The sequence below is a fragment of the Kitasatospora sp. NPDC087861 genome (assembly GCF_044742585.1).
GTDB lineage: Bacteria > Actinomycetota > Actinomycetes > Streptomycetales > Streptomycetaceae > Kitasatospora.
Genome location: NZ_JBIUUS010000003.1, coordinates 41798 through 68405 on the forward strand (window position 1 = coordinate 41798; position 26608 = coordinate 68405).

Genomic DNA, 26608 nt, shown 5'->3' on the forward strand with positions numbered 1-26608 from the left:
TGACAGTTCCGGAGCATCAGTCCTTGTACGGAACGAGCTTCGACAGGCTCAGCGTGAAGCCGAAAGGCTCCGGAATACTGATCGCGTCGCCGAACTTCCGATCGCTGCGGGTGTGGTACCGGTCGTGGTCCGGCTCGGAGAACAGCGTCACCGTCTGCTGGCGCGGGTCCACGATCAGATAGATCGGGATGCGCATCACGGCGTAGTCGTGCAGCTTGTCCATCCAGTCGTTGCCCGGGTTGGACGGCGAGACGATCTCCACAGCGATCAGGGCTTCCGCAGCGGGGGCCTTGTTGCCCGGCTCGGAGAGGACCTCCACCGGCAGGTATGTCAGGTCCGGCTCGCGCCCCTTGGAGACATCCGGGCTGACGATTTCGCTCCACTCGCTGGGGAGATAGCCGTCAGGAGCATGCTGCTCGAACTGCCTGCGCACCTGGGCCACGTTGAGCTGATGGATATTGGACGGCGACGCCTGCATGATCAGCGTGTCTCCGGACCATTCGATCCGGACACCTTCCGGAGCGATCCGCTCCAACTCCTCGATGAAATCGCGGTGCTGCTCGTAGAAGGTCATGCCGTCCTCTCCGGAGGGCGTATCGGCCGCCTCGGCGAGTTGCCGATCCGGCCTTCGGACTGCCGAGAAGAGGCCCCTGCCCGGTCGGGCAGGGGCCTCCCGGGGGTTCTCTCCCGGGGCTCAGATCTCGCCGAACTCGCCGAACTCGCCGGCCTGGACGGCGGCGACGAACGCGCTCCAGGCTACGGCCGGGAAGACGAGAGCGGGGCCCTGCGGATCCTTGGAGTCACGGACCGGGGCCAGCCCGGAGAAGTTCGGGGCCACCTCGACACAAGACCCGCCGTTGTTGCTGTAGCTGGACTTGAACCACGCGGCGCCTGACAGGTCTACAGGGGGGATCATGACGTTCCCCTCACGCCTTGCGAACTGCGGATCATCTCCAGCGACGCGGCCTTCGACAACGCTTCCACCTGGAGCTGGTGGTAGTCCCGCTCCCAGGCCCGGGCAGTCGCGTTGTCCCGTGCGAGGAAGCCGCGCAGCTGGCACTCCGAGTATGCCAGGAGCGTTCGGCCCGGCATGGTCAACAGCGTGACGACCACGGTGAACGGCAGCTCCTCCGCGAGCGAGAACGGAGCGACCTGGATCGTGATGTTCGGGCGGTCGGCGAGAGCCTGGAGGTGTTCCAACTGCCGCGCCATGACCCCCGGTCCTCCGACCGTCCGGCGCAGCGCCCCTTCGTCCAGGACGAAGTGGAGATGAGGAGCCGGCTGCCGGTCGAGCAGGCGCTGGCGGGTGACGAGGAAGTCCAGGCGTTCCAGCACCTGCTTCTCGGTGATGCTGCCACGCCGAACGGCAGTGGAAGCGAACGCCTCGGCGTAGTCCGGTGTCTGGAGCAGACCGGGCACGACGCCCAGTTCGAAGTGCCGGATCTCAAGGGCCCGGGTCTCGTGGAGCGCGTACTCGGGGAAGCCCTCCAACAGGGATGCGCGGGAGTACATCCGCCACAACTCCTGGAAGGTGCCGCCGGTTTCGAACACCTCGTCGGCTTTCACCGCAAATTTAAGGGTCACAGGCTTCTTCGCTCGTTCGATGTACGAGACCAGCCCGTGCGAATAGCCCATCCGCTTGCCGAGGTAGGCCTGAGACCAGCCCTTCGCCCGCCGCAACCGGTCTGGACTGCCCTTGGGGTGTCGGCCGCTGCCGGGCTGCACATCGTCGTTGCGGCCCTGATTCTGATCAACCGCTCCCACTGGAACCCCCGCCCGCGTCGCCGGGCAGGCGGCGCGGGCGGGATCACCAACTCGCTTCTGCCACACAGCGATCTACCTGGCAGTGGAAACAGCACGTCTGGCTGGACTCCCCGGACAACCCCGTTCCACAGCACCGAACGAGCCCGGCCGTCCGCGCCGGACGGCCGGGCCCCGAGAGCGGGACTGCGCGCGACCGATCACGGGTGCTGGAAGAGCACCTCCGGGTTCGTCGCCGACGGGCCGTCGAGCAGGGGCTGGTGGATTCCCTTCAGGGTCTGGTCGAAGAAGGCTCCGACGTACTCCCGGGTCAGCTGCGTCCCGCGCGCCGGCGAGGTGGTCGTCCCCGGAGGGGCAGGGATGCCGGCCTCGGCGGCCAGGACGGTGACGTCCGTGAAGCTGCCGTGGTTGGTGCCCGCGACGGTCAGCCAGGGCTTGTAGCCGTCCCAGCCCGCCCAGGTCTGTCCCCATGACCCGTCCCCGCCGCCGGCGGAGTGGTCGCTCTCCTTCCCGAGCAGGAGGAACGAGCGGCCCTTGAGCGTGTCGGTCGGGACCGGCGGCCAGAACCTGCCGTCCATGTTCACCCCGGCGAGGATCCGCCGGTCCCCGGCCATCGCGTTGAGCGTCGACGCGCCGCCGATCGAGTGCCCGGCCATCCCGATCCGGTCCCGGTCGATCAGGTGGGACAGGCGCCAGACCGGGTGCTGCCCGGTCAGCTGGTCCAGGACGAAGGACACGTCCTTCGCCCGGCTGTCCGGGAGTGAGTCCGGCGCGCCGGTGTCGCACAGCGCGCAGCCCGGGGTGCTGCCGTCGGCGAGCGTCTCGCCGGAGTCCTCGTAGGTGTGACCGACCAGGGCCACGACGTAGCCGTGGCTGGCCAGGTCGGTCGCCAGACCGGTCAGCGTGGCGCGGGGGTTCTCGAAGCCGGGTGAGAGGACCACCAGCGGGAACTTCCCGCTTGCGGCCTTCGCCCCGGTGTAGGCGTAGGTCTTGGTGTCCACGACGTCCTGCGGCTGGAGTCCGGTACCCGCCGGGACCCGGGTCGCCACGAAGCCCTGCGCTTCGCCGAGGGTCATGTACGGAGCGGGCTCGCCGGTGTCCTGCCGGGCCGGGTAGAACATCGACACCGCCAGCTGCCGTGGCCCGGCCGAGGGTACCCAGGGGTCGGTGCGGCTCCGGTCGGTCAGGCGCAGCACCTCCTCGCCGGCCGCGTACCGCCCGGTCGGGCGGGGCAGCTCGCCGTGGAAGGCGGCAGGGGCCGAGGCATCGGCGACAGCCGCCGGTGCAGTGGCGAACGGCGACGACGAGGCCATCGCGGCCCCGGCCATCGGGAGGGGCAGGGCGAGGACAAGGGCTGCGACAGCCGCGATACGGCGGGATCGGTTCATGGCCCTGAGATTAGGTTCGTGGCCCGGACCGTCGAATCAGCCCAATGGATGCAATCTCCAGCCGTGGTCATCCCGGGGATTCAGCGGCGTCATCCATCGGGATGACCGCTCAGGCGTGGATCGCCGGGCGCTCGGTGCTGGCGATGGTGGCCGAGCCGACGACGCGGGTGCCGTCGTACAGCACCACGGCCTGGCCGGGGGCGATGCCGCGGACCGGGGTGTCCAACTGCACCCGCAGCTCGCCGTCGACGACCGCGGCGTCCACCGGCACCTCCTCGCCGTGGGCACGCAGCTGGGCGGTGTACCGGCCGTCGGAGAGCGGCTCGGTGCCGCACCAGCGCGGCCGGATCGCGGTGAGCGCGGTGACGTCCAAGCCCTCGACCGGGCCGACGGTGACGGTGTTGTTCACCGGGGAGATGTCGAGCACGTAGCGGGGCTTGCCGTCCGGGGCCGGGCGGCCGATCCGCAGGCCCTTGCGCTGGCCGATGGTGAATCCGTACGCGCCGTCGTGCTCGCCGAGCTTGCTGCCGTCCACGTCGAGGATGTCGCCGGTGGCGGTGCCGAGGTGCTTGGCCAGGAAGCCCTGGGTGTCGCCGTCGGCGATGAAGCAGATGTCGTGGCTGTCCGGCTTCTTGGCGACGGCCAGGCCGCGGCGCTCGGCCTCCTCGCGGATGACGTCCTTGGTGGTGTCGCCGAGCGGGAACAGCGAGTGGGCGAGCTGGTCGGCGTCGAGCACGCCGAGCACGTAGGACTGGTCCTTGGCCGCGTCGACGGCGCGGTGCAGCTCGCGGCGGCCGTCCGGCAGGTCGACGATCCGGGCGTAGTGGCCGGTGCAGACCGCGTCGAAGCCGAGCGCGATCGCCTTGTCCAGCAGCGCGGCGAACTTGATCTTCTCGTTGCAGCGCAGGCAGGGGTTGGGGGTGCGGCCGGCCGCGTACTCGGCGACGAAGTCGTCGATGACGTCCTCGCGGAAGCGCTCGGCGAGGTCCCAGACGTAGAACGGGATGCCGATCACGTCGGCGGCGCGGCGGGCGTCCCGGGAGTCCTCGATGGTGCAGCAGCCGCGGGCGCCGGTGCGGAAGGACTGCGGGTTGGCGGACAGTGCCAGGTGGACGCCGGTCACCTCGTGCCCCGCTTCGGCGGCGCGGGCGGCGGCGACGGCGGAGTCGACGCCGCCGGACATCGCCGCGAGCACGCGCAGGCGGCCGGTGGACGGAGCGGTCGGGGCACCCGGGAAGTCAGTCATGATGGGTCCAAGCGTACGTCCTGCGGCCGCTGTTCCCGGAGCCGGCAACAGCGCGCGCGGTGGTCAGCGGCGCACCGCCACCAGGCCCGCGTTGCGGGCCCGCTGGGCGGCCGGCGCGATGGCCTCGGCCAGCGCCGTCACGTCCTCGCGCACCGAGGTGTGCCCGAGCGAGAACCGCAGCGAGGCCCGGGCCAGCAGCGGGTCGACGCCCATCGCTAGCAGCACGTGGCTGGGCTGCGGCACGCCCGCCGAGCAGGCCGAGCCGGTGGAGCACTCGATGCCCTGGGCGTCGAGCAGCATCAGCAGCGCGTCGCCCTCGCAACCGGGGAAGGAGAAGTGGGCGTTGGCGGGCAGCCGCCCCTCGGCGGCCGGATCGCCGTTGAGCACCGCGTCGGGGACGGCGGCCGCCACGGCGGCGATCAGCTCGTCGCGCAGTGCGCCGAGCACGACCGCGTGCTCGGGCTGGCGCTCGACCGCGAGGGCCGCCGCGGCGGCGAAGCCGGCGGCGGCGGGCGCGTCCAGGGTGCCGGAGCGGACGTCGCGCTCCTGGCCGCCGCCGTGCAGCAGCGGGACGGGCGTGGCGCCGCGGGTGAGCAGCAGCGCGCCGATGCCGAACGGGCCGCCGATCTTGTGCCCGGTGACGGTGAGCGCGGTGAGCCCCGACTCGGCGAAGGAGACCGGGACCTGACCGAGCGCCTGCACCGCGTCGGCGTGCATCGGGATGCCGTACTCGGCCGCCACGGCGGCGAGTTCGCGCACCGGCTGGACGGTGCCGACCTCGTTGTTGGCCCACATCACGGTGACCAGGGCGACGGACGCCGGGTCGCGCTCGATCGCCTCGCGCAGCGCCTGCGGGTGGACCCGGCCGAGCGGGTCGACCGGCAGGTACTCGACGTCGGCGCCCTCGTGCTCGGAGAGCCAGTGCACCGCGTCCAGCACCGCGTGGTGCTCGACCGGGCTGCACAGCACCCGGGTACGGACCGGGTCGGCGTCCCGGCGGGCCCAGTACAAGCCCTTGACGGCCAGGTTGTCGGACTCGGTGCCCCCGCCGGTGAGCACGATCTCGCTCGGTCGGGCGCCCAGCGAGTCGGCCAGCGACTCGCGGGCCTCCTCGACCACCCGGCGGGCCCGGCGGCCGGCCGCGTGCAGGGACGAGGCGTTGCCGACCACCCCCAGGTGCGCCGTCATCGCGGCGATCGCCTCGGGCAGCATCGGCGTGGTCGCCGCATGGTCCAGGTATGGCATAACCATCCGATTGTAGAGGGCGCTCCCCGGGCTGTAGAGGGCGCTCCCGAGGACCGTCCCGGTATGCGCACCGATCCGGCCACAACGCGGCTCCCGAGTGCGCCCACCGAACGGCGGTGTCCGGCACCCGTTTGACCCGCCGCGCGGCCGAGCGGTTAGCCTGGCGGACGCTTCCCGACGGGCAGGCTCTCCGGCCGCGCCCCACGGACACCTCCCACGAACACTTCCCATCGGCGCGGACAGGAGGGGGCGCCATGTCGCAGTCGGTCGATCGCGCCCTGACCCTGCTCGGGTCCCTCGGCGACGGGCCGGTCACCCTGGAACAGGCCGCCACCAGCATCGGCGTGCACAAGTCCACCGCACTGCGGCTGCTGCGCACCCTGGAGGAGCACGGCTTCGCGCGGCGCCAGCCCGATCTGCGCTACCGCCTCGGCGGCCGGGTGCTCTCGCTGGCCCACCGGGCGCTGGAGGAGATCGACGTCCGGCAGGTCGCCGCGCCGTACCTGGCGGCGCTCAACGCGCGCTGCGGCTACACCGTCCAGCTGGCCGTGCTGCAGGACGGCGAGGTGCTGTACCTGGACGAGGTGGCCGGGAGCTGGGCCGGGCCGGGCACCGGGCGGGCGTCCCGGATCGGGCGGCGGGCACCGGCCGGCGGGACGGCGATCGGCCGGGTGCTACTGGCCGGGCTGCCCGAGGACGGCACCCCGGACGAGGAGTTGCCGGCCGAGCTGGTGGCGGTGCGGCGCCGGGGCTGGGCGGCGGAGTCGGCCGAGCACCGGGAGCCGGTGACCTGCGTGGCCGCGCCGGTAGCGGGCAGCGGCGGCCGGACGGTCGCGGCCTGCGCGCTGAGCGCCCCGGCGAGCCAGGTGTCGCCGGCCGAACTGGCCCGAATGGTGCCGGAACTGCTCTGCACGGCGGAGGCGATCTCGCTCGCGTACGGCGGCTCGCCTACTCCTCGCTGGTGCGAGAACCGTTGCGGTGCCAAGCCCGCGGGGCGCGCCAGCCGTACTTCAGGGCGAGCATCCGCAGCCCGAAGGCGGTGAGCGCGGCGGCGGTGCCGGTGGCACCGGTCAGCCGGTCGGTACCGATCAGCACCGCGACCAGGGCTGCGCCGACCAGGGCCGGCACGGCGTAGATCTCCCGGTCCCAGCGCAGCAACGAAGGGATCTCGCCGGCCAGCACGTCGCGGATCACCCCGCCGCCGGCCGCGGTGACCATGCCGAGTGCGACGGCCGCCACCGCGCCGAGCCCGTAGTCGTGCGCCTTGGCGGTGCCGGTGACGCAGAACAGTCCGAGGCCGAGGGCGTCCAGGGTCTGCACCGCCCGGTTGATCCGCTCGACCTCGGGGTGCAGGAAGAACACCACCAACCCCGCCACCAGCGGGGTGACGAAGTAGCCGAGGTTGCTGAAGGCGGCGACCGGGGTCGCGCCGATCACCAGGTCCCGGATCACACCGCCGCCGAGCGCGGTGACCTCGGCCAGCACCGCGATGCCGAAGATGTCCATGTTCTTGCGGACGGCGAGCAGCCCTCCGGAGAGGGCGAAGACGAAGATGCCGACGAGGTCCAGCGACTGCTGCACGTCGGAGGGGAAGATCTGCGAGGTCACCGGACAACTATGACCGGCGCAGACCTCCCCTCCGGACCGCGAGGTGTCAGACCGTGGCGACCTGAAGATCAACGCCCTCGCGCTGCTCGGGGCGGTGCTAGTCGTTCCCCTCGCGCTGCTCGGGGCGGTGCTAGTCGTTCCCCTCGCGCTGCTCGGGGAAGTGGCACGCCACCTGGTGCCCGGTCTTCAGCGCGGTCAGCGGCGGCTCCTGGCTCGCGCAGACGTCCTGGGCCTTCCAGCAGCGGGTGCGGAAGCGGCAGCCGCTGGGCGGGTTGATCGGCGAGGGGACGTCGCCCTTGAGCAGGATCCGCTCGCGGCCGGCCCGCTGGCGCCGGCGCGGGTCGGGCACCGGCACCGCGGACATCAGCGCGTTGGTGTACGGGTGCATCGGGTTCGCGTACAGGGAGTCGCGGTCGGCGATCTCGACGATCTTGCCCAGGTACATCACCGCGACCCGGTCCGAGACGTGCCGGACCACCGAGAGGTCGTGCGCGATGATCAGGTACGTCAGGCCGAGTTCGCGCTGGAGGTCGTCCAGCAGGTTGACCACCTGCGCCTGGATGGAGACGTCCAGGGCCGAGACCGGCTCGTCCGCGACGACCATCTTCGGCTTCAGGGCGAGCGCCCGGGCGATGCCGATGCGCTGGCGCTGGCCGCCGGAGAACTCGTGCGGGTAGCGGTTGTAGTGCTCGGGGCTGAGCCCGCACAGCTCCAGCAGCTCCTGGACGGCCTTCTTGGTGCCGCCCTCGGTCGCCACCTTCTGCAGCCGGAACGGCGCGCCGACGATGGTGCCGACGGTGTGCCGCGGGTTGAGCGAGGAGTACGGGTCCTGGAAGATCATCTGGATGTCGCGGCGCAGCGGCCGCATCGCGCCGACGCCCAGGTGGGTGATGTCGGTGCCCTCGAACTCGATCTTCCCGCCGGTCGGTTCGTCGAGCCGGGTGATGAGCCGGCCCATGGTCGACTTGCCGCAGCCGGACTCGCCGACGACGCCGAGCGTCTCGCCGGCGTTGACGGTGAAGTCGATGCCGTCGACGGCCCGCACCGCTCCGGTCTGACGCCGCAGCAGTCCGCCGCGGATCGGGAAGTGCCGGGTCAGACCGGTCACCCGGAGCAGCGGCTCGCGGTCGGAGGCGGGCGCCGGCGAAGGGATCGCGGCCGCCTGAGTGTCCGTCATCGGTTCTCTCCAGAAAGGTGGTACGAGGCCGGGCTCACAGCCGGGGCGCGATCTCTTCGGCGAAGATGCGGTGCCGTTCGGCGGCCGGGAGGTGGCAGGCCGCGTGGTGCCCGGGCGCGGCCTCGACCAGCACCGGCACCTCGCTCGACGAGCGCCCGCCGGTCAGGTCGGCGTACGGGCAACGCGGGTGGAAGGCGCAGCCGGACGGCACGTTGATCAGGCTGGGCGGGGTGCCCTTGACCGGGACGAGCCGGTCCTGGAGCTCGCGGTCCAGGCGCGGCATGGATCCCAGCAGGCCCCAGGTGTAGGGGTGTTCGGGCGCGTCGAAGAGGGTCTCGGCGGGGCCCCGCTCGATGCACTTGCCGCCGTACATGACCAGGATGTCGTCGGCGAGCTCGGCGACCACCCCGAGGTCGTGGGTGATGATGATGACGGCCGAGCCGAACTCCTCCTGGAGGTCGCGGATGAGGTCCAGGATCTGCGCCTGGACGGTGACGTCCAGGGCGGTGGTGGGCTCGTCGGCGATCAGCAGGGAGGGGTCGTTGACCAGCGCCATGGCGATCATGGCGCGCTGGCGCATGCCGCCGGAGAACTGGTGCGGGTAGTCGTCCACCCGGCGGTCGGGCTGCGGGATGCCGACCCGGTCGAGCATCTCGATCGCGCGGGCCCGGGCCTGCTTCTTGGACGCCTCGGGGTGGTGCACCCGGTACGCCTCGATGATCTGCGCCCCGACGGTGTAGTAGGGGTGCATCGCGGTCAGCGGGTCCTGGAAGATCATCGCCAGTTCACGGCCGCGCAGCTGGCGCACCCGCTCGGGGCCGGCCGCGATCAGCTCCTCGCCGTTCAGCCGGATCTCGCCGCTGATCCGGGCCCGCTTGGAGCGGTGCAGGCCCATGATGCCGAGCGAGGTGACGGACTTTCCGGAGCCGGACTCACCCACGATGCCGAGGGTGCGGCCCTTGTGCAGGTCGAAGCTGACCCCGTCCACCGAGCGGACCAGGCCGTCGTCGGTGTCGAAGTGGATCCGCAGGTCGCGGACGGAGAGGAAGGGGTCGCCGGACGGGGTCCGCCCGGTGTCCGCCGGGGTCTTCTGGAGCTCGGTCACGAGAGCCTCACGCGGGGGTCGACGAGGGCGTACAGGAGGTCGACCACGAGGTTGCAGGCGACGATGAAGAAGGCGGCGAGCAGGGTGACGCCGAGGATCTTGGGCAGGTCGTTGTCCGCGATCGCCTGGACGGCGAAGGCGCCGACGCCCTGGAGCGAGAAGACCTGTTCGGTGATCAGGGCGCCGCCGAGGAGCAGGCCGAGGTCCATGCCGAAGATGGTGACGATCGGGGTGAGCGCGGCGCGCAGCCCGTGCCGGGTGACGACCTTGCGCTCGACCAGGCCCTTGGCCCGGGCGGTGCGGATGTAGTCCTCGCTCATGGTCTCCAGCATTCCGGCGCGGGTGAGCCGGGCGTAGAGCGCGGAGTAGAGGAAGGCCAGCGAGATCCACGGGAGGATCAGGTTGCGGGCCCACATGAGCGGGTCGTCGGTGAAGTCGACGTACTGGAGGTTGTCCAGGATCGGCCACTGGTAGCTGAAGAGGGTCAGCAGCAGCGCGCCGGTGAAGAAGACCGGCAGCGAGACGCCGGTGAGGGCGATGCCCATGGCGAGCCGGTCGAAGATCGAGCGCGGCTTGAGGGCCGAGATGACGCCGGTGGTGACGCCGGAGACCAGCCAGCACACGGCCGCGCCGATGGCCAGCGAGAGCGTGATCGGGATGCGCTTGGTCAGCTCGGGCCAGACCTCCAGGTGGTTCTTGAAGGAGTAGCCGAAGCACGGGACGTGGCAGGTGACCGGATCCGGGCCGAACTTGTACTCGGCGCCGCTGACCAGGCCCTTCAGGAAGTTCCAGTACTGGGTGTACAGCGGCTGGTCGAAGCCGAGGTTCTGCTTGACCGCGGCGATCGCCTCGGGCGACGGGTTCTTCCCGACGTACTGCGTGGCCAGCTGGTCGGCCGTCTCGCCGGCGATGCGCGGGAGCAGGAAGAAGATCGCGAAGGTGACCGCGCTGACCACCAGCAGCAGCACGACGGCTGCGAAGATCCTGCGGATGATGTAGGCAAACACAGTAGGGCGGCTCCGGCGGCCCGCCGCCGTCCGGGATCTTCCGGACGACGGCGGGCGCCGCTGCCTTCACCTGCCTTCAGGGATGCGGAGCCAGGCTCTTTACTTGGTGGTGCCGATGTTCAGGTAGTCGTACTCGCCCGAGAAGGCCGACGTGGACACCAGGTTGGTGGCGCTGTCCGGGCGGTACAGGAAGACCTTGAAGTCGGTCAGCGGGACGTAGACCGCCTGGTCCATGATCTTCTTGTCGATCTGGCCGTAGATCTTCTCGCGCGCCGACTGGTCGGTGTTGGTGATGGCGTCGTCGAGCAGCTTGTTGACCTCGGGGTCGTTCAGCTGGGCCAGGTTGCTGTTGCCGGAGGCCTTGATCGCGCGGCCGTCGGAGATCTGCTGCAGGAAGCCGTAGCCGGTCGGCCAGTCGGCGCCCCACTGCATCATCATCAGGCCGATGTTGTGGTCCTGGGTGAACTGCGGGACACCGGCGGCGTCCGAGAAGTACTTGCCCTGCGCGTACTTCTGGATCTCGACGTTGATGTTGATCTTCTTCAGCGCGGCCTGGATCGCGGTCGCCGCCTGGACCTCCGGGTCGCGCTCGGTGCGGGCGGTGATCACCGTGTTGAAGCCGTCCGGCTTGCCGCAGGCCTTCAGGGCCGCCTTGGCCTTGTCGAGGTCGCCCTTGTTGTCCTTGGTCTCCCAGACGTTGAAGTCCTGGTGGCCCGCGATGTCCGGCGGGAGCACGGTGTTGGCGATCTGGCCGCGGATCGGGCCGCCGAGCGTGGTCTGCACGGAGACCTTGTCGATCGCGTACTGGACGGCCTTGCGGCACTCGATGTTGTCGAACGGCGCGACCTTGGTGTTGATCGCGGTGTAGACCAGGCGACCGCCGTAGGCGTTGTCGGTGTTGGCCTTGAGCTTCGGGTTCTGCAGGATCTGCGCCTGGGTCTGCGGGTCGACGCCGCCGCCGACCAGGTCCACCTGGGCGTTGCCGGCCATCAGGTCCTTGTCGATGGTGGACTGCTCCATGCCCATCCGGACCACGATCTTGTCCGCGAGCTGCTTGCGGATCGGGTCGGTGGCCGGGTCCCAGTTGGTGTTCGGGACCAGGGTGAGCTGCTTGCCGTCGTCGTAGGAGTCGAACTTGTAGGCGCCCGAGGAGACCACGTGCTTGACGTAGCCGGAGCCGTCGTCCTTGGCCTGCGGGACCGGGACCGTCTGCGGGGCGCTGACCAGGTAGTCGAAGTCCGCGAACGGCTGCTTCAGGTGGAAGACGATGGTCTGGTCGTCCGGGGTCTCGATCGAGTCCAGGCCGCCGGTCTTGTCCTTGTACGGGCCCTGGTACGGGGTCGCGTTGTCGACCAGAAAGTCGTGGAAGTACGTCGGGCCGTTGGAGTTCACGTCCGGCGCGAAGTTGGAGCGCTCGACGGCGTACTTGACGTCCTTCGAGCTGATCGGGGTGCCGTCGTCGTACTTCAGGCCCGCGCGCAGCTTGTACGTCCAGGTCAGGCCGTCCGCACTGGGCTTGCCCAGGGACTCGGCGAGGTCCGGGACCAGCTTGTTGCCGTCCGCGCCGGCACCGGGGGCGAAGGTGGTCAGCGGACGCCCGTACAGGCGCGAGAAGTTGTAGATGTAGGCGTAGTACGTGTTGCCCGGGTCGAAGGAGTCCGGGGCACCCTTCATCTCGTAGGTGACCGTCCCGCCCTTCTTGTCCGAGGCGTTGACGACGCCCTTGGTTGCCGCGTCGGCGCCGCCGCCACCGGCGCTGCCACTGGCGGAGGAGGAACCGGAGCTCTTGCTGCCGGACGAGCAGCCGGTCACGATCAGGACCGCGGCGGCTGCCGCCGCGGTCAGCGCGACGGTACGGGACCTACGCATGGGTGAGATCAACCCCTTGAGGATGTGGAGAGATAGGGAGGGCTCTGACGCGACGTCAGTTGCTCTTGGGATCGAGGGCGTCACGCAGCCCGTCGCCGAGCAGGTTGAAGGCGAGCACGGTGATGAAGATCGCCAGACCGGGGACCACCATGTACTGGGGGTCCACCTGGTAGTACTTGATCGCGTCCTGGAGCATCCCGCCCCAGGAGGCCTGCGGCGGCTGGATGCCGACGCCGAGGAAGCTGAGCCCCGCCTCGAAGAGGATGTTGGTCGGGATCAGCAGGGTCGAGTAGACCAGGATCGGACCGACCAGGTTCGGCAGCAGCTCCTTGAACAGGATGAACGGGCCGCGGGCGCCCAGGCTGCGGGCCGCGTGGACGAACTCCCGCTCGCGCAGCGAGAGCGTCTGCCCGCGCACGATCCGGCCCATGTAGGGCCAGTTGAAGAAGCCGATCACGAAGATCAGCACCGCGATGTGCAGCGGCAGTCCGTCCAGGCCGAACGCACCGCCCTGCAGCGAGGTCGAGATCGCGATGGCGAAGAGCAGCAGCGGGAAGGCCAGGAAGACGTCCATGATCCGGCTGATCAGGGTGTCCACCCAGCCGCCGTAGTACCCGGCCATCACGCCGAGGACGGTGCCGATCACGTTGGACAGCACGGTCGCGCCGAAGGCGACCAGCAGCGAGACCCAGGAGCCCTCGATGACCCGGGAGAGCAGGTCACGGCCCTGGGCGATGTCGACGCCGAGCGGGTGGTCCCAGCTCATCCCGCCCCAGTCCCCGAGCGGGATGCCACCGAGGTTGGCGTCCAGCAGGTCCTGGTGGAGGGCGTCCGGGTCGAGGCCGAACACCGCCTCCATCGGCTTGGCCAGCAGGGCCAGCAGGATCAGCAGGATCACCACGATGCCGCCGGCGACGGCGGCCTTGTCCCGCTTGAAGCGGGTCCAGGCGATCCGACCGAGGGAGCGTCCCTCGATCGTCTTGGCCGGGGTCGTGGAGGCGGGCGCCTCGGGCTCGTTCCCGGCGGTTGTGGCGGTTGCGGTCATGGTCAGTTGGTCCCCTCGCCGACGGTGGCCGGCCCACGGGCGCCGGTCACCGGTTGGCGGTACGGCTGCGGACGTGCGGAGGTGCTAGGAGCGGGTGTTCGCGGCAGTACGTCGTGCACAGGTACTGCCCCCACGCGGGATGGGCGTCGCGTGGTTCTGGCGGTCGGCGTGCGCGTTCACCTTCGTGGGGTTCCCAGTACGCGCGGTGCGTTGCGCAGAACTCTCTGCCATCCGAACTGGCTTACGCCAGCCCTGACCACCGACAGATGCCCAACTGTGATCTGTACGCATGCACCTCCCGATCTTCGGCATATCCCTCTTCACATGACTGCAACTGGCATGTCAAGATGCCTGACAGCACCGGCCGGAAGGTCGTCCGGAAAACACCGAAGCCGACCTGATGCAAGATCAAGTCGGCTTCGGTGAAGAGATTTTGGATCTATCGTCCGGGGTATCCGGGCCACGGCTGCTGCGGCTGCGGCTGCGGCTGCTGCCCGGGCCAGCCCTGCGCGGGCGGGCGGGTGGCGTAGCCGTACCCCGGCCCCTGCTGCGACGGGTACGGCGGGGGCGGCACCGGCGGGTAGGGACCGGTCGGCGGCCGGCCGGCCTCCCGGTCGAAGAACGGGCGCGCGTGGGCCCGCATCCACAGCGCCACCGGGTCGTACTCGTCCGCCATCGCCACCGTGGACACCGCCAGCCCCTCCGGGGCCACCGCGATCGCCCGCTGCATCAGCGCCCGCACCGCCTCCACCGCCGGCGGCGAACTCTCGTACAGCTCCAGGCCGATCGCCAGGTACGGCTCCCCCACGGCCGGCTGCACCCAGGCCCGGCGCAGCGCCCGCACCGCGCGCACCTCGCCGGCCTGCCGCTCCAGCAGCGCGAAGAACTGCTGGGCGTTCAGCTGCGGCTCGCTCAGTTTCAACGGCCCGGCCGGCAGCCGCTCCAGCCCCGCGGCGATCCGCCGCAGGTCCGCCCAGGGCACGCCGACCCCGCCGCCGGGCGCGTGCGGGTTGAGCCACAGGCCCCAGCGGGTCCGGTACAGCGAGGCGGCGATCTCCCGCCCGGAGATGACCTCGTGGGCCCGCGCCCAGCCGGAGGCCGTCAGCTGCTCGGGCGAGGTGACGGCCGGCGCGTAGCCGTGGCCGCTGATCTCCATGTTCCCGTACTGGGCGTCGGCGCTGCCCGGCGTGCCGTGCCAGAGCAGCATCCAGACCTGGCCGTCGGCCAGCGCGTGCAGCAGTTGCTCGTACGCCTCGTAGCGCTCCGGCGCGACCTCGCGCAGGGCGCGCTCCAGCGCGCCCGGATCCGCTCCGGGGCGCCCGGCGGATGCCTGGCCCCAGGGCCCCGGTGCACCGCCCGCTACCGCTCCCGCACTCATGCGCCCACCTCGCCGCGCCTCTTTCCTCGACCCCGCCGACCCGTCGGCCGTCTGCACGCACCCTATGGCGCGGCACCGGCCACCGCCACGGCGACGTGCCTACGAACGAACGTCGCTCACACCCGGGCGTAGAAGGGGAGTACCCGGGTGAGCAGCCACTCGACCACCGGATCATCGGCGAGATCGAGCAGTACGAGGTGGACGCCCCCCGGCAGCGGCGCGGTTCCCAGCGCCCGGCCGAGCGCCTCGTTCACCGCGGCCGGGTCGGCCGGGGCCGCCGGGTCCAACTGGACGCCCACGAACATCACGGTCGGTTCGCCCTCGACGCTGGCCAGCGCCCGGCGGGCGGTCAGCACTCCGGGCAGGGCCGACAGTTCGGCCCGGCAGGCGGCCAGGAAGTACTCCGGGTCCTCGCCCGGCACCGGCTCGCGCAGCGCCACCCGGCCGCCGGTCGGCTCCTCCTGGGCCTGGTGCCCGCCCTGGTCCGGGCCCGCCCAGCGCTCCTCACGCGGGCCGCGCCGCAGCTCCGCCACGCCCTGCGGCGGCACCGGGATGCCCACCGCCGCCTCCGGGTTGACCGCGATTCCCACGCCCAGCGGCAGCCCGCGGGCGAACTCCCAGACCGGCGCCACCGCGAAGGCCATCCCCGGCGCCTGGCGCAGGAACACCTCCTGCGAGGAGAACACCGGCACGTACGGGTCGCCGGCCAGCTCGATGGTCGGCAGGTCCAGCGCCGGCCCCTGCGGGTCGCCGCCCGAGGGCAGCGGGATCCACACCTGGCTGCGGGCCAGCACCTCGATCACCCGCGGCGTCGCACCCGGGTCGCCCAGCGCGGCGGTCAGCACCTGTTCGAGCTCGTTGGCCGGCCACCCGCCGCCCGGCGGCGCCGACTCCGGGCTGCCCCACCCCTGCTGCTGCTCCACCGGGTACCCCATGCGCGCCTGATCCGCCCTCTGCCGGTCGGCCGCCCTCTGCTGCGCCGACGCGCAGCAGTCTAGGGCTCCCGACCGGGCTCCCGTTCGGTACCGGACGGGGTGACCGGCGGGTACGACACCGTGTGACCGGTCCCCCTCTCCCGCCGTCGGCGCGGACGTGCCATGATGTGCGCGTTCGACGGCGCGCCGCGCCGCCGGACCCACAACTCCATACCGGCCGCTCGAACCCGCGCGGGAGAGCCCGGAGTGCCCCGTCAGGCGGCACGGCCGGCGCCGAAGGAGCAAGTCCTCCCCGGAATCTCTCAGGCCCCCCTACCGCACGGGTTAGGCACATCTGGAAAGTGGCGCACGGCCCTGTCGCGCGCCCACCCACGGTGCAAGCCACCATGCTGTCCTGGATGCTGGAAACAGCTGCGGGCAGGTGGGCGGTGAAGCTCTCAGGTTCGACGACAGATGGGGAGACCCACGCCGCCGCATGCCCGCGCGCAGGGTCGGTCCCCGAGCGGATCCGGTTCCGGCGCGTGCACCCATGAGTGCCCCGACCGAGGAGTTCCAGGCCATGTCGTCCCTCCGCCTCACCGCGCTCGACGCGCTGCACCGCGCCCTCGGCGCGACCATGACCGACTTCGCCGGCTGGGACATGCCGCTGCGCTACGGCAGCGAGCGCGAGGAGCACCTCGCCGTCCGCACCCGGGCCGGTCTGTTCGACCTCTCCCACATGGGCGAGATCACCGTCACCGGCCCGCAGGCCGGCGAGATGCTGGACCACGCGCTGGTCGGCTTCGTCTCCGCGCTGGGCGTGCTGCGTGCCCGCTACACCATGATCTGCGCCGAGAACGGCGGCATCCTGGACGACCTGATCGTCTACCGCCTGCGCGAGGACGCCTTCCTGGTCGTCGCCAACGCCTCCAACGCCCAGCTGGTGCTGGACGAGCTGATCGCCCGCGCCAAGGGCTTCGACGCCGTCGTCACCGACGACCGCGACACCTACGCGCTGATCGCCGTCCAGGGCCCGGAGTCCACCGCCATCCTGGCCGGGACCACCGACGCCGACCTGCCCGGCCTGAAGTACTACGCGATCCTCCCGGCCCAGGTCGCCGGCCGCGACGTGCTGCTCGCCCGCACCGGCTACACCGGCGAGGACGGCTTCGAGGTCTTCTGCAACCCGGGCGACGCCGAGGCGATCTGGCAGGCGCTGACCGCCGCCGGCGAGGGCCACGGCCTGGTCCCGTGCGGCCTGTCCTGCCGCGACACGCTGCGCCTGGAGGCCGGCATGCCGCTGTACGGGCACGAGCTCTCCACCGACCTGACCCCGTTCGACGCGGGCCTGGGCCGGGTCGTCCGCTTCGACAAGACCACCAACGAGGGCGCCTTCATCGGTCGCAAGGCGCTGGAGAAGGCCGCCGCCGAGGCCGAGGCCAACCCGCCGCGGGTGCTGGTCGGCCTGGTCTCCGAGGGCAAGCGCGTCCCGCGCGCCGAGTACACCGTGGTCTCCGCCGACGGCGCCCCGATCGGCCGGATCACCTCGGGCTCCCCGTCCCCGACGCTGGGCAAGCCGATCGCGATCGCCTACGTCGACGCGGCCCACGCCGCCCCCGGCACCACCGTCGCGGTGGACGTGCGCGGCAAGCACGAGCCGGTCCAGGTCGTGGCGCTGCCGTTCTACAAGCGCGCCCGCTGAGGCCCCTGCGGGCGCGCCTGCCGACGACCCACCGGCGCGCCCGCCGAGGCCTCCTCCCCCGTAGACCCACGTCGAAGCCGTCCGTGCGGCGGCCCGCTTCGTCGTACCCGCTTCCCATCCTGGAGAATGACGCCATGAGCAACCCCCAGCACCTGCAGTACACCAAGGAGCACGAGTGGCTGACCGCCACCGAGAACGGTGTCTCCACGGTCGGCATCACCGCCCACGCGGCCGACGCGCTCGGTGACATCGTCTACGTGCAGCTGCCCGAGGTCGGCGACGACGTGACCGCGGGCGAGTCCTGTGGCGAGCTGGAGTCCACCAAGTCGGTCAGCGACCTGTTCTCCCCGGTGACCGGGAAGATCGTCGAGATCAACCAGGACGTCGTGGACGACAACAGCCTGGTCAACAGCGCCCCCTTCGAGGGCGGCTGGCTGTTCAAGGTCCAGGTCGAGTCCACCGACGAGCTGCTCAGCGCGGACGAGTACACCGCCTTCATCGGCGGCTGACCCTCTTGTGACGGGGCGGCCGCAGCGCGGCGGCCGTCCCGCCCCGGCTCCCCTCTCTCTCCTCCCGGGAAGACCACACCATGACGGTTCTGAACCAGTCCCTGCACGCCCTCGACCCGGAGATCGCCGCCGCGGTCGACGCCGAGCTGCACCGCCAGCAGACCACCCTGGAGATGATCGCCTCCGAGAACTTCGCCCCGGTGGCGGTCATGGAGGCCCAGGGCTCGGTGCTCACCAACAAGTACGCCGAGGGCTACCCCGGTCGCCGCTACTACGGCGGCTGCGAGCACGTCGACGTGGTCGAGCAGATCGCGATCGACCGCATCAAGGCCCTGTTCGGCGCCGAGCACGCCAACGTCCAGCCGCACTCCGGCGCGCAGGCCAACGCCGCCGCGATGTTCGCGCTGATCCAGCCGGGTGACACCATCCTGGGCCTGAGCCTGGCCCACGGCGGTCACCTGACCCACGGCATGAAGATCAACTTCTCCGGCAAGCTCTACCACGTGGCCGCGTACCACGTGGACGAGAAGACCGGCCTGGTCGACATGGCCGAGGTCGAGCGCCTGGCCAAGGAGCACCAGCCGAAGCTGATCATCGCCGGCTGGTCCGCCTACCCGCGCCAGCTGGACTTCGCCGAGTTCCGCCGCATCGCCGACGAGGTCGGTGCGCTGCTGATGGTGGACATGGCGCACTTCGCCGGCCTGGTCGCCGCCGGTCTGCACCCCAACCCGGTGCCGTACGCGGACGTGGTCACCACCACCACCCACAAGACCCTGGGCGGCCCGCGCGGCGGCGTCATCCTGTCCAAGGCCGAGTACGCCAAGAAGATCAACTCCGCGGTGTTCCCCGGCCAGCAGGGCGGCCCGCTGGAGCACGTGATCGCGGGCAAGGCCGTCTCCTTCAAGATCGCCGCGTCCGAGGAGTTCAAGGAGCGCCAGGAGCGCACCCTGGAGGGTGCCCGGATCCTCGCCGAGCGCCTGCTCCAGGCCGACGTCGCCGAAGCCGGTGCCTCGGTGCTGTCCGGCGGCACCGACGTGCACCTGGTCCTGGTCGACCTGCGCAACAGCGAGCTGGACGGCCAGCAGGCCGAGGACCGGCTGCACGAGGTCGGCATCACGGTCAACCGCAACGCCATCCCGAACGACCCGCGCCCGCCGATGGTCACCTCCGGCCTGCGCATCGGCACCCCGGCGCTGGCCACCCGCGGCTTCCGGGCCGAGGACTTCCGCGAGGTCGCCGACATCATCGCCGAGGCGCTCAAGCCCGCCTTCGACGAGGACGCCGCCGCCGCGCTCAAGGCCCGCGTCACCGCGCTGGCCGAGAAGTACCCGCTCTACCCCAACCTGTAAGCGACCGGTCTCCGATCACTGCGGTGATCCTTCGGGCGGGGTGACCGGCCTCACGCCGCCGCGGTACCTGGGACCCCGGGGCACCGCGCACACTGGACAGTGCGCGCGGTGCCCCGACCCGTGTCAGCAGCCCTGCCCGCACGTTCCTCCACGAGACCAGACAAGGACGTCCCCCCGTGGCCATCAGCGTCTTCGACCTCTTCTCCATCGGCATCGGCCCGTCGAGCTCCCACACCGTCGGCCCGATGCGCGCGGCCCGGATGTTCGCCCGCCGCCTGCGGTCCGAGGACCTGCTGCCCGAGGTGGCGAGCGTCCGCGCCGAGCTCTACGGCTCGCTGGGCGCCACCGGCCACGGCCACGGCACCCCGAAGGCCGTCCTGCTCGGCCTGGAGAACAACTCCCCCCGCACGGTCGATGTCGACCAGGCGGACAAGGACGTCGACCGGATCACCGCCGAGAAGCGGATCAACCTGCTCGGCACCCACGCCATCGCCTTCGACCCCGACACCCAGCTGATCCTGCACCGCCGCCGCTCGCTGCCGTACCACGCCAACGGCATGACCCTCTGGGCGTTCGCGGCGGACGGTTCCACGCTGCTGGAGAAGACCTACTACTCGGTCGGCGGCGGCTTCGTCGTCGACGAGGACGCCATCGGCGCAGACCGGGTCAAGCCCGACGACACCGCGCTGCGCTACCCCTTCCGCACCGGCGAGGAGCTGCTGCGGCTCACCCGCGAGACCGGGCTGTCCATCTCCGGCCTGATGCTGGAGAACGAGAAGGCCTGGCGCTCCGAGGAGGAGATCCGAACCGGTCTGCTGGAGATCTGGCAGGTCATGCAGGAGTGCGTGCGGGCCGGCATGTCCCGCGAGGGCATCCTGCCCGGCGGCCTCAAGGTCCGCCGCCGCGCCGCGGCCGCCGCCCGGGCGATGCGCGCCGAGGGCGTCGGCCCGGCCAACGCGATGGAGTGGGTGACCCTCTACGCGATGGCGGTCAACGAGGAGAACGCCTCCGGCCGCCGGGTGGTCACCGCGCCGACCAACGGTGCGGCCGGGATCATCCCCGCCGTCCTGCACTACTACCTGAACTTCATCCCGGGCGCCGATGAGGACGGCATCGTCCGCTTCCTCCTCGCGGCCGGCGCCATCGGCATGCTCTTCAAGGAGAACGCCTCCATCTCCGGCGCCGAGGTCGGCTGCCAGGGCGAGGTCGGCTCCGCCTGCTCGATGGCCGCCGGCGGCCTCGCCGAGGTCCTCGGCGGCACCCCCGAGCAGGTCGAGAACGCCGCCGAGATCGGCATCGAGCACAACCTCGGCCTCACCTGCGACCCGGTCGGCGGCCTCGTCCAGATCCCCTGCATCGAGCGCAACGGCATGGCCTCGGTCAAGGCCGTCACCGCCGCCCGGATGGCCCTGCGCGGCGACGGACGGCACCACGTCTCGCTCGACAAGGCGATCAAGACGATGAAGGAGACCGGCGCCGACATGAAGATCAAGTACAAGGAGACCTCGCGCGGCGGCCTCGCCGTGAACGTCATCGAGTGCTGATCGCCCGGGCGGCGGGCGTTGACGGCTGGGCGCTGACCGCCTGAGCCCCGTACCGAGCCTCCGGAGGGGATCCCTCCGGAGGCTCGTGGCGTTCTCCCCCGGCGCCCGCCGGGCCGCACCCGACGCCGTCGCCGGTGGGGCCCCGCGTGGCCCGTCAGGCCTGACCCTCGCCCTCGCCGTCGCCCTCGCCCTCGGCTTCGAGCCGGGCCGCGACGGCGCCCAACCGACCCATCGCGTGGGCCACGCCGAGCCCGCCCGCCGTCCCGACGGTCAGCCCGCCCCCGCCGGGGCCGACGCGCCCTCCGGGGCCTCCTGGTCCGCGCCGACGCCCAGGCCCGGCCGGCGGCTCGGGCGGGCCAGGCAGGCGACGGCGGTAGCGACGGCGGCCAGCACCACCCCGCCGGCCACGGCGCCGTGCAGGCCGTCGGTGACGGCCGCCCCGACCGCGTCCCGGACGCCGGTCGGCAGGCCGGTGAGCGCCGCCGGGGTGAGTTCGCCGCCACCGGTCAGCCGGGCGCTCCGGCCGGCGCCGAGCCGCTCGGTGAGGGCGGCCGTCATCCGGGCCGTGTAGACCGCGCCCAGCGCCGCCATGCCGAGCGAGCCGCCGATGCTGCGGAGCAGGGTGACCACCCCCATCGCGGCGCCCATGTCCCGAGGCTGGACGGCGCCCATCGAGGTCAGCATGGTGCTCTGCATGAGCAGGCCGATCCCGACCCCGGCGACGGCGGTCAGCGCCGAGGCGAGGACCGTCGGGGTGCCGGTGCCGAGGAGCAGCAGCAGGGCCGCCCCGACCACCGCCAGGGCACCCCCGAGCAGCGGGTAGCGCCGCTCGCCGCCGGGCTCGGCCATCAGCCGGGCGGTGAGGAGTTGGGTGCCCATCATGCCGAGCATCAGCGGCAGCAGGAGCAGGCCGCCGGTGGTCGGCGAGGCGCCCTGCACGAACTGCAGGTACTGCGGCAGGTAGCCGACCAGGGCGAGCATCAACGCGCCGGTGAGGAAGCCGAGGACCTGGGCGACCGTGAAGTTGCGGTCGCGGAACAGGGCGGGCGGGATCAGCGGTCCGGGCGCACGCCGTTCCACCCGGGCGAACCAGGCGAGCGCGATGGTCGCGACGGCCGCCGTCCCGAGGATCCAGGGCGAGGTCCAGGAGTACGTCACGCCACCCCAGCTGCCGATCAGGGTGAGGGCGAGGATGCCGGTGGTCAGCAGGGCCACCCCGGCCCAGTCGAACGGCGCGCGGACGCGTTCCGTCCGCAGCCGGACGCCCAATCCGACCGCCGCCAGCGCGAACAGGCCCACCGGCAGGTTGACGTAGAACGCCCAGCGCCAGCTCAGCCGGTCGGTGAGGAAGCCGCCGAGCAGCGGCCCGCCGACGAAGGCGATCGGCATCAGCACCCCGATCACCGACTGCACCCGCCCCCGGTCGGTCGCCGGGATGAGCACCCCGATCACCGAGAGCGCGCCGACCATCAGCCCGCCGGCGCCGACCCCCTGGACCGCCCGGAAGGCGATCAACTCGCCCATGTTCTGGGCCAGTCCGGACAGCACCGAACCGGCCAGGAACACGCCCACCGCCCACTGGTAGGCACCCTTGCGCCCGTACAGGTCGCCGAGCCGGCCCCAGAGCGGGGTGGCGGCGGCGGAGGTGAGCAGGTAGGCGGTGACCACCCAGGAGAGGTGGTCCAGCCCGCCGAGGTCGCCGACGACGGTCGGCAGCGCGGTGCCGATGATCTGGCCGTCGAGGGCGGAGAGGAAGATGCCGAGCATCAGCCCGAGGATGCCGAGCAGCGGCGGCTTGGGGCGCTCCTCGACCGGTTCCGTCACCATGGTGGGTCCACCGTCCGCCGTCCTGGGGCCACCGGGTCAGGCCGCGAACGGGCGGACGCGCCGGGCCTCGCGCAACGCCTCGGCCCACCAGGCGAGTTGGTCGAGCATGGTCTTGGCGGCGGCGTCGGCGGCCGGCTCCAGCGGCTTGCCGTCGGCGTCGAAGCACTGGGCGGCACCGTGGAAGCTGACCGTGTTGCGGATCGTCATGGCGTTCAACTCGGCGAGGACCACCCGCAGTTGCTCGACGGCGCGCAGGCCGCCGGAGAGTCCGCCATAGGAGACGAAGCCGACCGGCTTGCCGTGCCACTGGTGATTGTGCCAGTCGATGGCGTTCTTCAGCGGGGCCGGGAAGCTGTGGTTGTACTCGGGCGTGACGATCACGAAGGCGTCGGCGGATTCCAGCCGGGGCGAGACGGCGGCGATCAACTCGGCGGCGCCCGGCTCCAGTTCGCCACCGAAGGACGGGAAGGTGGTCGGCAACGGGGTCTCCACCAGGTCGATCAGGTCGGCGGTCATGTCGTCGCGCGTGGCGACGTGGCCGAGCAGCCAGTCGGCGACGACGGGCGCGAACCGGCCGTTCCGGGTGCTGCCGGCGATGACCGCGACCTGCAGGCCCTGCCGGTTCCGCTTGTTCTCCGTGGACATGGGGGTCCCCCTCCGGGACGATGTGTACACCGTATCTGGTGGATACAACGTACACATCGTCGCGTACGCCGTCCACTACCGATACGCCGTACACGCGAGTGGTACGGTGGGGAGCCCCAGCCGGAAGGAGCCCGCCCCATGCCCGCCCCGCAGGCCCCCACCGGGGACGACGACCGGACCAAGCCCCCGGCCTCACTCTGGGAGCGCCTCGCCCGCCCGGCGCCCGCACCGCGCACCACCCTCACCCCGTACCGGATCGCCGAGGCCGCGGTCGAGATCGCCGACACCGAGGGGCTCGACGCCGTCACCATGCGCCGGCTCGCCACCGCCCTCGGCGTCGCCCCGATGGCCGCCTACCGGTATGTCTCCGGCAAGGACGAACTCATCGAGCTGATGGTCGACTTCGTCTACGGCCGGCTCCCCCTGGACGCCCCGGCCGCCGGCTGGCGCGACACCATGCGCATCCTGGCCGTCCACCTGCGCGCCATGAACCTGGCCCACCCGTGGACCGTCCGCGCCGCCGCCGCCTCCCTCAGCCCCAACCAACTGGCCGTCCCCGAGCGGGCCTTCGCCGCCCTCGCCGACCACGGACTGGACGCCGACACCACCATGGCGGTCTTCCGCACCGTCACCGGCTACGTCCACGGCTCCGTCGCCGCCGAGATCGCCCTGCAGGACCTCCAGCGCGACCACGGCTGGTCCGGCGGCGACGAGACCCGCGCCGCCCTCGCCCCCCGCATGTCCTTCCTCATGAACACCGGCCGCTACCCCGCCTACCAGCGCTACCTCCACGAGGCCACCCGCAAGGACGACCCCACCTGGCAGTTCGAAACCGGCCTCGACTGCGTCCTCACCGGCATCGCCACCCACCTCGGCATCTGACCCCGCCCCCGCCCCGCCCCCGACTGCGCAGGACGTCGGACGGGCCGACGTCCTGCGCGGTGGACGGTCCGTGACGGTCCGACCCGGTCAGGGGCGGCGGCGAACCGGGCGGGTGGGGAGGGCGAGGAGGGCGAGGCCGGCGGCGAGGACGGCGAGGCCGGACCAGGAGACGGCGGGCAGGCGTTCGCCCAGGGCGGCGACGCCGAGCACGGCGGCGACGGCGGGTTCGGCGAGGGTGAGGGTGGTGGCGGTCTGGGCGGAGGTGTGCCGCAGGCCGTGGCCGAAGAGGCGGTAGGCGAGGAAGGTGGTGATCACGGCGAGGTGGAGCACCACCGCCGCGCCGCGCGCAGTGCCGATCCACCGCACGTCGCCGAGCAGCAGGACCGGCAGGACGAGGAGCGCCGCCCCGCCGAACATCGCCCCCATCACCCCGGCCGAGGGGTGCCCGCGCATGATGAGCTTCCCGCCGACGAGCGAGTAGGCGGCGTAGGAGAGCCCGGCGAGCGCGGCCAGCACCACCCCGGTGGCGTCCACCGCCGCGGCGCCGCCGGTGAGTTCGGGGCCGAGCACCAGGACGGCGCAGCCGACGACCGCCGTCGCCGTGGCGCAGGCCCAGCGGCCGGTCGGCCGGCCCTGCCGGGTGAGCCAGCCGAGCAGGCCGGTGAAGACGGGGGCGCTGCCCAGCGCGATCACGGTGGCCACCGCCACGCCGGTGCGGCTCACGGCCGGGTAGAAGCTGATCGGGTACCCGACCACCGCGACCGCGCCGAGGACGAGCAGCCACCGCTCCCGGCGGCCGCACGTCCGGGGCAGCGCGCGGGCGCTACGGGTGGAGAGGAAGAGCAGCAGCCCGCCGAGGACGAGCGCGGCGGCGCCGATGCCCGCCGCCGGGGCCCCGGCGGGCGCGAGCGAACTGGCGGTCCCGGTGGTGCCCCACAGCAGGGCGGTGGCCAGGATCGGGACCGGCCCGTCGAGGGGGTTGGTACGGCGCCCGGCGGGGGCCGGGCGGGTGGGCGCGGGCACAGTGGTGCGGTTCGGCACAGTCGTGAACTTCCGTCGTCGAAAACCGTGAGAGAGGACTGGTTTCGAAACGGGCGCACACGGCAAACCCCTGGCGGCGGTCTGCGCCGGCCAGGGTCGCGGGGCTCAAGCCACCAGCGCGCGCCCGATCAGGCGCTGAGCGGTGGCAGCGCGACGCGCCAGTACGAGTTCACGCGCCGATGGTAGCCGGGAGGAGGTGGCGGATGGCCCGGAACAGCCGCCCACGCAGCCCTCCGATGCGGGCGATCGTGAATATTCACAGGCGGCGGCGTTAACCTATGCAAAATCCAAAGGTGAACTAGGTTACAAACCTTTCAATCCAAGACGCCTGGTTTGCCCACATGCTGAGATCCGTGCGATAGTCGAAGCAGCCCGACGGCGGGCGCCACAGCACGCCGCCCTGGGCGCGGAGACTTCGGCTGGCCCGACCTGGCACGGCCGACGCCCATCGCGCGGCACGCACCCCCTTGGCCGGCGCGATGACTTGCAGGGGCCCCCACCCGCCGGACCACGGCGACCTCGGGGGCCCTGCGCGTTTTCCGGGGGACGCCCGGACCCGCAACACCGGACCCGCGACGCCCGGACCCGCGACGCCCGGACCCGCAGGCCCCGGCACGCGGACTTCGCAAGCCCTCAGGGGCGCTCACGGAACTCGCGGACCTTCAGCTCGAACCAGACGCCCTTGCCGCGCGGCAGCAGGTCGGCACCCCAGCGGTCGGCCAGGTCGTCGACGACCCGCAGGCCCCTCCCCCGCTCGTTGGCCGGCTTCGCCTCGGCGAGGATCATGCAGGGCAACGCCCGGGAGGAGTCCCGGACCTCGACGCGGAGCCAGCCGGGCTTGCGGACCACCTGGAGCCCGATGGTGCGCCCGGCGGCGTGCCGAACGGCATTGGAGACCAGTTCGCTGGTGAGTAACTCCCCGGCCTCCAGGTGCTGGTGGAGGTCCCAGGCCTCCAGGACCGACAGCACCAGCCGGCGGGCCACCGGGCCGGTCTCCGGCCGGGACGGCAGTCGTACCTCGTTCGGCACGGACTGATCGCCCAACCTGCCGCAATACATCTCCTGCAGTTCCTCGGAGCTGAGCCGTTCCAGCGCCGCCAGCGCGCCCTGGACATCGATCCACGACGCCTCGGCGACCATTCCGGCCCCGGGAACTGATGACTGATCTGTTTCGCCCCAACCCGCCATGCGGTCCATCATTGCGGAACGCAAGCGGCCGCGTACGGACAATGAGCAAACGATCTCCCCCGAGTCGGCATATGCCGCGTGCAAGAGGAGGGCGGCAGGAGAGCGACAAGAAGCCCCGGAGGAGCCGCGGCGAGGGCAACCCGGGCCGCGTCGGCGTCAAGCCCGGGTTGCCGCGAAG

At 71.8% G+C, this 26608-nt stretch carries 24 protein-coding genes and 1 riboswitch; of the genes, 6 read left to right on the forward strand and 18 right to left on the reverse strand.

The genetic code is table 11. The features are described 5' to 3' along the window. Window positions 1–16 precede the first annotated feature (16 nt). The 6 genes from ACIOJE_RS05290 to ACIOJE_RS05315 form a co-directional block, all read right to left on the reverse strand. Window positions 17–574 carry a Uma2 family endonuclease gene (locus ACIOJE_RS05290; protein ID WP_280675869.1) on the reverse strand — a complete coding sequence of 186 codons (558 nt, stop codon included), beginning with the start codon at window positions 572–574 and terminating at the stop codon, window positions 17–19. A 120-nt stretch (window positions 575–694) separates the two neighbouring features. Beyond that, window positions 695–916, reverse strand: a complete 222-nt coding sequence (locus tag ACIOJE_RS05295; RefSeq protein ID WP_400773471.1) for a DUF397 domain-containing protein — start codon at window positions 914–916, stop codon at window positions 695–697. Further along, complete coding sequence (locus tag ACIOJE_RS05300) at window positions 913–1830, reverse strand: helix-turn-helix transcriptional regulator (protein ID WP_400773474.1); 918 nt, start codon at window positions 1828–1830, stop codon at window positions 913–915. The genes ACIOJE_RS05295 and ACIOJE_RS05300 overlap by 4 nt, the downstream gene beginning before the upstream one ends. 131 nt (window positions 1831–1961) lie before the next feature. Further along, entirely contained in the window at window positions 1962–3149 is a 1188-nt protein-coding gene (locus ACIOJE_RS05305) for an alpha/beta hydrolase family protein (protein ID WP_400773476.1), read from the reverse strand. Window positions 3150–3258: 109 nt separating this feature from the next. Further along, window positions 3259–4395 carry a tRNA 2-thiouridine(34) synthase MnmA gene (mnmA, locus tag ACIOJE_RS05310; RefSeq protein WP_400773479.1) on the reverse strand — a complete coding sequence of 379 codons (1137 nt, stop codon included), beginning with the start codon at window positions 4393–4395 and terminating at the stop codon, window positions 3259–3261. 63 nt (window positions 4396–4458) lie between these two features. After that, window positions 4459–5640, reverse strand: a complete 1182-nt coding sequence (locus ACIOJE_RS05315) for a cysteine desulfurase family protein (protein ID WP_280675877.1) — start codon at window positions 5638–5640, stop codon at window positions 4459–4461. A gap of 254 nt (window positions 5641–5894) precedes the next feature. On the opposite strand from ACIOJE_RS05315, the gene ACIOJE_RS05320 reads away from it, so the two are divergent. Beyond that, complete coding sequence (locus tag ACIOJE_RS05320) at window positions 5895–6683, forward strand: IclR family transcriptional regulator (RefSeq protein WP_280675879.1); 789 nt, start codon at window positions 5895–5897, stop codon at window positions 6681–6683. Here the strand turns inward: ACIOJE_RS05320 and ACIOJE_RS05325 are convergent. The 8 genes from ACIOJE_RS05325 to ACIOJE_RS05360 all read right to left on the reverse strand — a co-directional run bounded on the left by ACIOJE_RS05325 (window position 6589) and on the right by ACIOJE_RS05360 (window position 15764). Continuing rightward, window positions 6589–7248 carry a trimeric intracellular cation channel family protein gene (locus ACIOJE_RS05325; RefSeq protein ID WP_280675881.1) on the reverse strand — a complete coding sequence of 220 codons (660 nt, stop codon included), beginning with the start codon at window positions 7246–7248 and terminating at the stop codon, window positions 6589–6591. The genes ACIOJE_RS05320 and ACIOJE_RS05325 overlap by 95 nt on opposite strands. A 130-nt stretch (window positions 7249–7378) precedes the next feature. Next, window positions 7379–8425: a dipeptide ABC transporter ATP-binding protein gene (locus tag ACIOJE_RS05330; RefSeq protein WP_280675883.1), complete on the reverse strand. Its 1047-nt coding sequence runs from the start codon at window positions 8423–8425 to the stop codon at window positions 7379–7381. 34 nt (window positions 8426–8459) lie between these two features. Then, window positions 8460–9530, reverse strand: a complete 1071-nt coding sequence (locus ACIOJE_RS05335; RefSeq protein ID WP_400773484.1) for an ABC transporter ATP-binding protein — start codon at window positions 9528–9530, stop codon at window positions 8460–8462. After that, entirely contained in the window at window positions 9527–10537 is a 1011-nt protein-coding gene (locus tag ACIOJE_RS05340; RefSeq protein ID WP_280675887.1) for an ABC transporter permease, read from the reverse strand. The genes ACIOJE_RS05335 and ACIOJE_RS05340 overlap by 4 nt, the downstream gene beginning before the upstream one ends. A gap of 99 nt (window positions 10538–10636) precedes the next feature. After that, window positions 10637–12406 (reverse strand): ABC transporter substrate-binding protein, encoded by a 1770-nt coding sequence (locus tag ACIOJE_RS05345; RefSeq protein WP_280675900.1) that lies wholly within the window; start codon window positions 12404–12406, stop codon window positions 10637–10639. A gap of 55 nt (window positions 12407–12461) precedes the next feature. Further along, complete coding sequence (locus tag ACIOJE_RS05350; RefSeq protein ID WP_280675902.1) at window positions 12462–13451, reverse strand: ABC transporter permease; 990 nt, start codon at window positions 13449–13451, stop codon at window positions 12462–12464. Window positions 13452–13890: 439 nt separating this feature from the next. Beyond that, window positions 13891–14829, reverse strand: a complete 939-nt coding sequence (locus ACIOJE_RS05355; RefSeq protein ID WP_400773486.1) for an enhanced serine sensitivity protein SseB C-terminal domain-containing protein — start codon at window positions 14827–14829, stop codon at window positions 13891–13893. Between the two features lie 116 nt (window positions 14830–14945). Then, window positions 14946–15764: an enhanced serine sensitivity protein SseB C-terminal domain-containing protein gene (locus tag ACIOJE_RS05360; RefSeq protein WP_280675907.1), complete on the reverse strand. Its 819-nt coding sequence runs from the start codon at window positions 15762–15764 to the stop codon at window positions 14946–14948. A gap of 222 nt (window positions 15765–15986) precedes the next feature. After that, a riboswitch (glycine riboswitch) is annotated at window positions 15987–16092 on the forward strand. Window positions 16093–16293: 201 nt separating this feature from the next. Between ACIOJE_RS05360 and gcvT the strand changes: the two genes are divergently transcribed. The 4 genes from gcvT (at window position 16294) to ACIOJE_RS05380 (ending at window position 20847) form a co-directional block, all read left to right on the forward strand. After that, complete coding sequence (gene gcvT / locus ACIOJE_RS05365; RefSeq protein ID WP_400773489.1) at window positions 16294–17445, forward strand: glycine cleavage system aminomethyltransferase GcvT; 1152 nt, start codon at window positions 16294–16296, stop codon at window positions 17443–17445. Window positions 17446–17579: 134 nt separating this feature from the next. Continuing rightward, window positions 17580–17954, forward strand: coding sequence for a glycine cleavage system protein GcvH (gene gcvH, locus ACIOJE_RS05370; protein ID WP_280675909.1), 375 nt, complete (start codon window positions 17580–17582; stop codon window positions 17952–17954). Window positions 17955–18034: 80 nt separating this feature from the next. Next, complete coding sequence (glyA, locus tag ACIOJE_RS05375) at window positions 18035–19303, forward strand: serine hydroxymethyltransferase (RefSeq protein ID WP_400773492.1); 1269 nt, start codon at window positions 18035–18037, stop codon at window positions 19301–19303. Between the two features lie 176 nt (window positions 19304–19479). Next, complete coding sequence (locus ACIOJE_RS05380) at window positions 19480–20847, forward strand: L-serine ammonia-lyase (RefSeq protein WP_400773493.1); 1368 nt, start codon at window positions 19480–19482, stop codon at window positions 20845–20847. Between the two features lie 270 nt (window positions 20848–21117). On the opposite strand, the gene ACIOJE_RS05385 is transcribed toward ACIOJE_RS05380, so the two are convergent. Both ACIOJE_RS05385 and ACIOJE_RS05390 read right to left on the reverse strand, forming a co-directional pair. Next, window positions 21118–22674, reverse strand: a complete 1557-nt coding sequence (locus tag ACIOJE_RS05385; protein ID WP_400773495.1) for an MFS transporter — start codon at window positions 22672–22674, stop codon at window positions 21118–21120. Between the two features lie 36 nt (window positions 22675–22710). Then, a complete protein-coding gene (locus ACIOJE_RS05390) occupies window positions 22711–23319 on the reverse strand; it encodes an NADPH-dependent FMN reductase (RefSeq protein ID WP_400773497.1) in 609 nt (202 codons plus the stop codon). A gap of 138 nt (window positions 23320–23457) precedes the next feature. Here ACIOJE_RS05390 and ACIOJE_RS05395 point away from each other — a divergent pair, with 138 nt between their 5' ends. Next, window positions 23458–24201: a TetR/AcrR family transcriptional regulator gene (locus tag ACIOJE_RS05395; RefSeq protein ID WP_400773500.1), complete on the forward strand. Its 744-nt coding sequence runs from the start codon at window positions 23458–23460 to the stop codon at window positions 24199–24201. A gap of 87 nt (window positions 24202–24288) precedes the next feature. Here the strand turns inward: ACIOJE_RS05395 and ACIOJE_RS05400 are convergent, their stop codons facing one another. Both ACIOJE_RS05400 and ACIOJE_RS05405 read right to left on the reverse strand, forming a co-directional pair. Next, window positions 24289–25242: an EamA family transporter gene (locus ACIOJE_RS05400; RefSeq protein WP_400773503.1), complete on the reverse strand. Its 954-nt coding sequence runs from the start codon at window positions 25240–25242 to the stop codon at window positions 24289–24291. 633 nt (window positions 25243–25875) lie between these two features. After that, on the reverse strand, window positions 25876–26382 hold the full coding sequence (locus tag ACIOJE_RS05405; RefSeq protein ID WP_280675923.1) for an ATP-binding protein: 507 nt from the start codon (window positions 26380–26382) through the stop codon (window positions 25876–25878). Window positions 26383–26608: the final 226 nt, after the last annotated feature.

Bases quoted from the DNA above. Each gene is read 5' to 3' on its own strand.
- ACIOJE_RS05295 (WP_400773471.1), bottom strand. From the start codon at position 916: ATGATCCCCCCTGTAGACCTGTCAGGCGCCGCGTGGTTCAAGTCCAGC.
- ACIOJE_RS05320 (WP_280675879.1), top strand. From the start codon at position 5,895: ATGTCGCAGTCGGTCGATCGCGCCCTGACCCTGCTCGGGTCCCTCGGC.
- ACIOJE_RS05330 (WP_280675883.1), bottom strand. From the start codon at position 8,425: ATGACGGACACTCAGGCGGCCGCGATCCCTTCGCCGGCGCCCGCCTCC.
- ACIOJE_RS05390 (WP_400773497.1), bottom strand. From the start codon at position 23,319: ATGTCCACGGAGAACAAGCGGAACCGGCAGGGCCTGCAGGTCGCGGTC.
- ACIOJE_RS05305 (WP_400773476.1), bottom strand. From the start codon at position 3,149: ATGAACCGATCCCGCCGTATCGCGGCTGTCGCAGCCCTTGTCCTCGCC.
- ACIOJE_RS05345 (WP_280675900.1), bottom strand. From the start codon at position 12,406: ATGCGTAGGTCCCGTACCGTCGCGCTGACCGCGGCGGCAGCCGCCGCG.
- ACIOJE_RS05350 (WP_280675902.1), bottom strand. From the start codon at position 13,451: ATGACCGCAACCGCCACAACCGCCGGGAACGAGCCCGAGGCGCCCGCC.
- ACIOJE_RS05395 (WP_400773500.1), top strand. From the start codon at position 23,458: ATGCCCGCCCCGCAGGCCCCCACCGGGGACGACGACCGGACCAAGCCC.
- glyA (WP_400773492.1), top strand. From the start codon at position 18,035: ATGACGGTTCTGAACCAGTCCCTGCACGCCCTCGACCCGGAGATCGCC.
- gcvT (WP_400773489.1), top strand. From the start codon at position 16,294: ATGAGTGCCCCGACCGAGGAGTTCCAGGCCATGTCGTCCCTCCGCCTC.
- ACIOJE_RS05290 (WP_280675869.1), bottom strand. From the start codon at position 574: ATGACCTTCTACGAGCAGCACCGCGATTTCATCGAGGAGTTGGAGCGG.
- ACIOJE_RS05385 (WP_400773495.1), bottom strand. From the start codon at position 22,674: ATGGTGACGGAACCGGTCGAGGAGCGCCCCAAGCCGCCGCTGCTCGGC.
- gcvH (WP_280675909.1), top strand. From the start codon at position 17,580: ATGAGCAACCCCCAGCACCTGCAGTACACCAAGGAGCACGAGTGGCTG.
- ACIOJE_RS05360 (WP_280675907.1), bottom strand. From the start codon at position 15,764: ATGGGGTACCCGGTGGAGCAGCAGCAGGGGTGGGGCAGCCCGGAGTCG.
- ACIOJE_RS05405 (WP_280675923.1), bottom strand. From the start codon at position 26,382: ATGGTCGCCGAGGCGTCGTGGATCGATGTCCAGGGCGCGCTGGCGGCG.
- ACIOJE_RS05315 (WP_280675877.1), bottom strand. From the start codon at position 5,640: ATGCCATACCTGGACCATGCGGCGACCACGCCGATGCTGCCCGAGGCG.
- ACIOJE_RS05355 (WP_400773486.1), bottom strand. From the start codon at position 14,829: ATGAGTGCGGGAGCGGTAGCGGGCGGTGCACCGGGGCCCTGGGGCCAG.
- mnmA (WP_400773479.1), bottom strand. From the start codon at position 4,395: ATGACTGACTTCCCGGGTGCCCCGACCGCTCCGTCCACCGGCCGCCTG.